Genomic DNA, 7,039 nt, shown 5'->3' with positions numbered 1-7,039 from the left:
GATGCCGTCGTAGTAGCCGGCGCGGCCGCCGATGCCGATGTCCTCGGCCATGGTGATCTGCACGTGGTCCACGTAGGACCGGTTCCAGATCGGCTCGAACATCTGGTTGGCGAAGCGCAGCGCCAGGATGTTCTGGACCGTCTCCTTGCCCAGGTAGTGGTCGATCCGGAAGACCTGGTCGGGCGCGAAGACCTCGTGGACGATCTCGTTGAGCTCCTTCGCCGAGGCCAGGTCGTGGCCGAAGGGCTTCTCGATGACCGCCCGCCGCCAGGAGCCGCCGCTCTGGTCGGCCAGGTTGTGCTTCTTCAGCTGCTGGATGACCACCGGGAAGGCGGACGGCGGCACCGAGAGGTAGAAGGCGAAGTTGCCGCCCGTGCCCTGCGCCCGGTCCAGCTCCTCGATCGTGGTGCGCAGCCGTTCGAACGCCTCGTCGTCGTCGAAGGTGCCCTGCACGAACCGCATCCCCTGGACCAGCTGCTGCCAGACCTCCTCGCGGAACGGGGTGCGCGCGTGCTCCTTGACCGCGTCGTGCACGACCTGCGCGAAGTCCTCGTGCTCCCACTCGCGGCGGGCGAAGCCGACCAGCGAGAAGCCCGGCGGCAGCAGACCGCGGTTGGCCAGGTCGTACACCGCGGGCATCAGTTTCTTACGGGACAGATCGCCCGTGACCCCGAAAATGACGAGGCCCGACGGCCCCGCGATGCGCGGGAGCCGTCGGTCCGCCGGGTCACGGAGCGGATTCGCTCCAGTGACGGGTGCCAAGGTGTCAGCCCTCCGTAGGGGCAAGGCGCTTGAGCTCCGCCTCGGTCGACTTCAGCAGGTCGGTCCAGGAGTCCTCGAACTTCTGGACGCCCTCGTCCTCCAGCTGCTGCACCACCTCGTCGTACGAGATGCCCAGCCGCGCCAGGGCCTCCAGGTCGGCACGCGCCTCGTCGTACCGCCCCGCGATGGTGTTGCCCGTGATCTCGCCGCGCTCGCCGGTGGCCTCCAGCGTGGCCTCCGGCATGGTGTTCACGGTGTTGGGCGCGACCAGCTCGTCGACGTACAGGGTGTCCTTGTACGCCGGGTCCTTCACGCCGGTGGAGGCCCACAGCGGGCGCTGCTTGTTGGCCTGCGCCCGGTCCAGGGCCGCCCAGCGGTCGGAGGAGAAGACCTCCTCGTAGGCCTCGTAGGCCAGACGGGCGTTGGCGAGGGCGGCCTTGCCGCGCAGCGCCTTGGCCTCGTCGGTGCCGAGCGCGTCGAGGCGCTTGTCGTACTCGGTGTCCACGCGGGACACGAAGAACGACGCCACCGAGTGGATCTTGGAGAGGTCCAGGCCGCGCTCCTTGGCCTTCTCCAGGCCGGCCAGGTAGGCGTCCATGACCAGGCGGTAGCGCTCCAGCGAGAAGATCAGCGTGACGTTGACGCTGATGCCGAGGCCGATGACCTCGGTGATCGCCGGGATGCCCGCCTGGGTGGCCGGGATCTTGATGAGCGCGTTGGGCCGGTCCACGAGCCAGGCCAGCTGCTTGGCCTCGGCGACGGTGGCCTTGGTGTCGTGCGCCAGGCGCGGGTCGACCTCGATCGAGACCCGGCCGTCCTGGCCGTCGGTCGCGTCGAACACCGGGCGCAGGATGTCGGCGGCGTCGCGGACGTCCGCCGTGGTGATCATGCGGATGGCCTCTTCGACCGTGACCCGCCGGGCGGCGAGGTCCGACAGCTGCTGGTCGTAGCCGTCGCCCTGCGAGATGGCCTTCTGGAAGATCGACGGGTTGGTGGTGACGCCCACGACGTGCTGCTGGTCGATCAGCTCGGCCAGGTTGCCGGACGTGATCCGCTTGCGCGACAGGTCGTCCAGCCAGATCGCGACGCCTTCTTCGGAGAGGCGCTTGAGTGCGTCTGTCATGGAAAATGCATCTCCTACGTGTCGTATGTCAGCGTCAGCGCTGGGCTGCGGCGATCGATTCCCGGGCGGCGGAGGCGACGTTCTCCGGAGTGAAGCCGAACTCGCGGAAGAGCACCTTGCCGTCCGCCGAAGCGCCGAAGTGCTCCAGGGAAACGATGCGGCCGGCGTCCCCGACGTACTTGTGCCAGGTGAGGCCGATGCCCGCCTCGACGGCGACACGGGCCCTGACCGACGGCGGCAGCACCGAGTCCCGGTACCCCTGGTCCTGCTCCTCGAACCACTCGACCGAGGGCATGGAGACCACGCGCGTCGGGACGCCGTCGGCCTGGAGCTGCTCGCGCGCCTCGACGGCGACGTGCACCTCGGAACCGGTGGCGATCAGGACGACCTGCGGCTCGCCGCCCTCGGCCTCGAACAGCACGTAGCCGCCCTTGGCCGCGTCCTCGTTGGGCTCGTAGGTCGGCACGCCCTGGCGGGTCAGCGCCAGGCCGTGCGGGGCGCCCTTGCCGAACTCCTTGGTCCAGCGCCTGAGGATCTCGCGCCAGGCGATCGCGGTCTCGTTGGCGTCGGCCGGGCGCACGACGTTCAGGCCCGGGATGGCGCGCAGGGAGGCCAGGTGCTCGACCGGCTGGTGGGTCGGGCCGTCCTCGCCCAGGCCGATGGAGTCGTGCGTCCACACGTACGTCACCGGCAGGTGCATCAGCGCGGAGAGGCGGACGGCGTTGCGCATGTAGTCGGAGAACACCAGGAAGGTGCCGCCGTAGATGCGGGTGTTGCCGTGCAGGGCGATGCCGTTCATCTCCGCGGCCATGGAGTGCTCGCGGATGCCGAAGTGGATCGTGCGGCCGTACGGGTCCGCCTCGGGCAGAGGGTTGCCCTCCGGGAGGAACGACGACGTCTTGTCGATCGTGGTGTTGTTGGAGCCGGCCAGGTCGGCGGAGCCGCCCCACAGCTCGGGGATGACCGCGCCGAGCGCCTGGAGCACCTTGCCGGAGGCGGCGCGGGTGGCGACGCCCTTGCCCGTCTCGAAGACCGGGAGCTTCTCCTCCCAGCCGGCCGGCAGCTCGCCCTTGGCGATCCGGTCGAACTCGGCGGCGCGCTCCGGGTTGGCCGAGCGCCACTCCCCGAGCCGCTTGTCCCAGGCGGCGTGCGCCTCGCGGCCGCGGTCGACGGCGCCGCGGGTGTGGGCGAGGACCTCGTCGGAGACCTCGAAGGTCTTCTCCGGGTCGAAGCCGAGGACGCGCTTGGTGGCCGCGACCTCGTCGTCGCCGAGCGCCGAGCCGTGCGCGGCCTCGGTGTTCTGCGCGTTCGGGGCCGGCCAGGCGATGATCGTGCGCATCGCGATGAAGGAGGGGCGGTCCGTGACCTCCTTGGCGGCCTGGATCGCGGCGTACAGCGCGTGCACGTCCAGGTCGCCGTTCTCCTTGGGCGCCACGCGCTGCACGTGCCAGCCGTAGGCCTCGTACCGCTTGACGGTGTCCTCGGAGACGGCCGTCTCGGTGTCGCCCTCGATCGAGATGTGGTTGTCGTCCCACAGCAGGATCAGGTTGCCCAGCTTCTGGTGCCCGGCCAGCGAGGACGCCTCGGCGGAGATGCCCTCCTGCAGGCAGCCGTCACCGGCGATGCAGTAGATGTAGTGGTCGAACGGGGAGGTGCCGGCGGCGGCCTCCGGGTCGAACAGACCGCGCTCGTAGCGGGCGGCCATCGCCATGCCCACCGCGTTGGCGACACCCTGGCCCAGCGGCCCGGTGGTGGTCTCGATACCCGCCGTGTGCCCGTACTCGGGGTGGCCCGGGGTCTTGGAACCCCAGGTGCGGAAGGCCTTCAGGTCGTCCAGCTCCAGGCCGGACCCGGCCAGGTACAGCTGGATGTACTGGGTCAGGGACGAGTGGCCCGCGGACAGCACGAAGCGGTCGCGTCCGGTCCAGTCGGTGTCCGACGGGTCGTGCCGCATCACCTTCTGGAAGAGGGTGTAGGCGGCAGGTGCCAGGCTCATCGCCGTACCCGGATGGCCGTTGCCGACCTTCTGTACGGCATCGGCGGCCAGGATGCGCGCGGTGTCCACCGCGCGCTCGTCCAGTTCGGTCCACTCGAGGTCTGTGGTGGTCGGCTTGGTGCTCACCCTGGGTCAGGGCTCCTCTCCACATGTCGAATGCCGGTGCGCTCGGCGCCCACCGGCCGTTGTCGAGCCTACCCCCGCAAGAACGTGCGTTTTTTCCCGCCATTCCAGACTGCCGGGACTCTTCCGGTTCCGCCTCCCGACCGGCGTATTCCGTATTGGGCAGATGAATACGCAGCCCGTCATCCGAGCGCTCAATCGAGTCCCGCTGCGCTCTTCGCGCGTTCCCCGCCAACACGAGCCCACCCCCACGGAGAGCGGGGTCTGGGCAACGTCTACAGTGGCGTGGTACGCGCGAGCCTTTACTAGCTGTTCACAGGGAGGGCTCGCTGGGAGTCTCTGTCAGGGGTGTGCGTGACGGCCGTTGAATCCCGTCCAGCGGGAGTGCTCGGGACGAGCCAGAGCCAGAGCACGAACCACCGGCCGTTCGGGGCCCGGGTCAAGGCGTTCGTCGCTCTCACCAAGCCGCGGATCATCGAGCTGCTGCTGATCACCACCGTTCCGGTGATGTTCCTGGCGGAGCAGGGTGTCCCGGACCTCACGCTGGTGCTGCTCACCTGCGTCGGCGGCTACCTGTCCGCGGGCGGCGCCAACGCGCTGAACATGTACATCGACCGCGACATCGACGCGCTGATGGACCGCACGTCGCAGCGTCCGCTGGTCACCGGCATGGTCAGCCCGCGCGAGTGCCTGGCCTTCGGCATCACCCTGGCGGTCGTGTCGACCCTGCTCTTCGGCCTGACCGTCAACTGGCTCTCCGCCTGGCTGTCGCTGGGCGCACTCCTGTTCTACGTGGTCGTCTACACGATGATCCTCAAGCGGCGCACCGCGCAGAACATCGTGTGGGGCGGCATCGCCGGCTGCATGCCGGTCCTCATCGGCTGGTCGGCGGTCACGAACTCACTCTCCTGGGCGCCCGTCATCCTCTTCCTGGTCATCTTCTTCTGGACGCCGCCGCACTACTGGCCGCTGTCGATGAAGGTGAAGGACGACTACGCCCGTGTCGGCGTGCCGATGCTGCCGGTCATCGCGTCCAACAAGGTCGTCGCCCGGCAGATCGTGATCTACAGCTGGGTGATGGTCGCGGTCTCCCTCCTCCTCACCCCGCTGGGCTACACGGGCTGGTTCTACACGGCGGTGGCCCTGGCGGCCGGCGGCTGGTGGCTGTGGGAGGCGCACGCGCTGCAGAACCGCGCGAAGGCGGAGGTCACGGGCGGCAAGCTCAAGGAGATGCGCCTGTTCCACTGGTCCATCACCTACGTGTCGCTGCTGTTCGTGGCGGTCGCGGTGGACCCCTTCCTGCGCTGAGACCCCTCTGTCCTCGCCGACGGGCGGGCCGCGTGGCCGATGCCACGCGGCCCGCCCGTCGTCCGTTGATCTACTCGTGGGTAGCATCCTGGGCATGGCAGACACGCAGCAGGTCGACGCGAGCACGCAGGACAAGAAGGCCGAGCGCGGGGCGGCCCGGTTCGCCAAGCGGATCACCGCCTTCGCCGACGCCCACGGCGGCGCCGAGGGCCACGTGGAGTACCTCGGGCAGCGCGGCGCCCGGATCGTGCTGGTCGGCGCGGACGGCGCCTGGGGCGACCTGGTCGCGCCGACCCACGCCCTCGCCGAGCGGGCCGTGGAGAGGGCCGGGATCACCGTGCACGAGTCCTTCGACGGCGAGTACGCCGCCAGGGTGCGCACCGGGCCCTACGAGTGGACGCGCATGGCGGGCATCCAGGTGGGCGGCCCCCGCAACCCCGGCCAGGGCTGAGCCGGACCGCGCGGCGGCCCGGACCCCGGACGGCGCCGCCCGCACGGATGTCCGGCACCCGTGCGCCGGGCGGAGCAACACCTGACGCCCGGTTCACCCGTTAGGACTCCCGAGGCGCACGGAGTGCCCGGGCGCCGGTTCCGTCACGGGGAGTCCGGATGATCGAAACGCCGTCCCTGGTGGACCAGTACTGTCACGGCGTGCTGCGCACGGAGCTGGGTCTCGGCACCTTCGAGGCCCACCTCGCCCGGACCGAGGGCCCGCCGGCCCCCGGCACCACGTTCTTCGACACCCAGACCGGGTTCGCCGTACGCCGCTGGTGCCCGCCGCTGCTCGGCCTGGAGCCGCACTGCCCGCCGGCCCGCTACCTCGCCCGCCGCCGGGAGCTCGGCGTCCTGGAGACGGGCCGCCGGCTGCTGCGGGGCAGCGGCATCACGACCTACCTCGTCGACACCGGGCCGCCCGGCGACCTCACGGGCCCCGGCGAGATGGCCTCCGCGGGGGAGGCGGACGCCCACGAGATCGTCCGTCTGGAGCTGCTGGCCGAGCAGGTCGCCGACACCTCGGGCACCGCCGAGTCCTTCCTCGCCAACCTCGCCGAGTCCGTGCACGGCGCCGCCGCGCACGCCGTCGCCTTCGCCTCCGTGGCGGGCGTACGGCACGGTCTGGCGCTCGCGCCCGAACCGCCCGGGCCCGGCGAGGTGCGCGGCGCCGCGGGGCGCTGGCTCGCGGACCGGTCCGTGGGCGGCGCGCTGACGGACCCCGTCCTGCTGCGCCATCTGCTGTGGATCGCGGTGGCCTCGGGCCGCCCGCTCCAGCTGCACGCGGGCGCCGGGGAGTCCGGCCCGGACACCGAGCGCACCGATCCGGCCCTGCTCACCGGCTTCGCCCGGGCCACCGCCGGGCTCGGCACCGACCTGGTGCTGCTGCACGGCTATCCGTACCACCGGCACGCGGCGCAGCTGGCGGGCGCGTTCCCGCACGTCTACGCGGACGTGGGGGCGGCCCTCGTGCGGACCGGCGCCCGTGCGGCGGCCGTCCTCTCGGAGATCATGGAGCCCGCCCCGTTCGGCAAGCTGCTCTTCTCCAGCGGCGCCCGGGGCCTGCCCGAGCTGCACGTGGTGGGCGCGCGCCTGTTCCGCGAGGCGCTGGCCCGCCTCCTCGGCACCTGGGTCGCCGAGGGCGCGTGGTCGCTCGCGGACGCCCAGCGGGTGGCGGAGATGATCGCCGCAGGGAACGCGCGGCGGGTGTACGGGCTGGACTGAGCCGGGCGGGC

The 7,039-nt window shown here is 71.1% G+C and carries 6 protein-coding genes; 3 read left to right on the top strand and 3 right to left on the bottom strand.

Features of this window, described 5'->3' with window-relative positions:
• The 3 genes from IE271_RS18220 to tkt all read right to left on the bottom strand — a co-directional run.
• Positions 1-762 (bottom strand): glucose-6-phosphate dehydrogenase (locus IE271_RS18220; RefSeq protein ID WP_190191400.1); only part of this gene is annotated, 762 nt, incomplete at its 3' end.
• A 4-nt stretch (positions 763-766) separates the two neighbouring features.
• A complete protein-coding gene (gene tal, locus IE271_RS18215; protein WP_190191399.1) occupies positions 767-1,885 on the bottom strand; it encodes a transaldolase in 1,119 nt (372 codons plus the stop codon).
• A 34-nt stretch (positions 1,886-1,919) separates the two neighbouring features.
• On the bottom strand, positions 1,920-4,007 hold the full coding sequence (gene tkt, locus IE271_RS18210; RefSeq protein WP_190191398.1) for a transketolase: 2,088 nt from the start codon (positions 4,005-4,007) through the stop codon (positions 1,920-1,922).
• Between the two features lie 345 nt (positions 4,008-4,352).
• On the opposite strand from tkt, the gene IE271_RS18205 reads away from it, so the two are divergent.
• From IE271_RS18205 to IE271_RS18195, 3 genes are all read left to right on the top strand, one after another.
• Positions 4,353-5,312, top strand: coding sequence for a heme o synthase (locus tag IE271_RS18205; protein ID WP_190191397.1), 960 nt, complete (start codon positions 4,353-4,355; stop codon positions 5,310-5,312).
• A gap of 94 nt (positions 5,313-5,406) precedes the next feature.
• Positions 5,407-5,763 (top strand): hypothetical protein, encoded by a 357-nt coding sequence (locus IE271_RS18200; protein ID WP_190191396.1) that lies wholly within the window; start codon positions 5,407-5,409, stop codon positions 5,761-5,763.
• A 158-nt stretch (positions 5,764-5,921) separates the two neighbouring features.
• Positions 5,922-7,028 (top strand): amidohydrolase family protein, encoded by a 1,107-nt coding sequence (locus IE271_RS18195; protein ID WP_190191395.1) that lies wholly within the window; start codon positions 5,922-5,924, stop codon positions 7,026-7,028.
• Positions 7,029-7,039 lie beyond the last annotated feature (11 nt).

This window comes from Streptomyces minutiscleroticus (assembly GCF_014650875.1).
Taxonomy (GTDB): Bacteria; Actinomycetota; Actinomycetes; order Streptomycetales; family Streptomycetaceae; genus Streptomyces; species Streptomyces minutiscleroticus.
The sequence above is the reverse complement of the archived record's forward strand: the minus strand, read 5'-3'. Positions and strand labels throughout refer to the sequence as shown.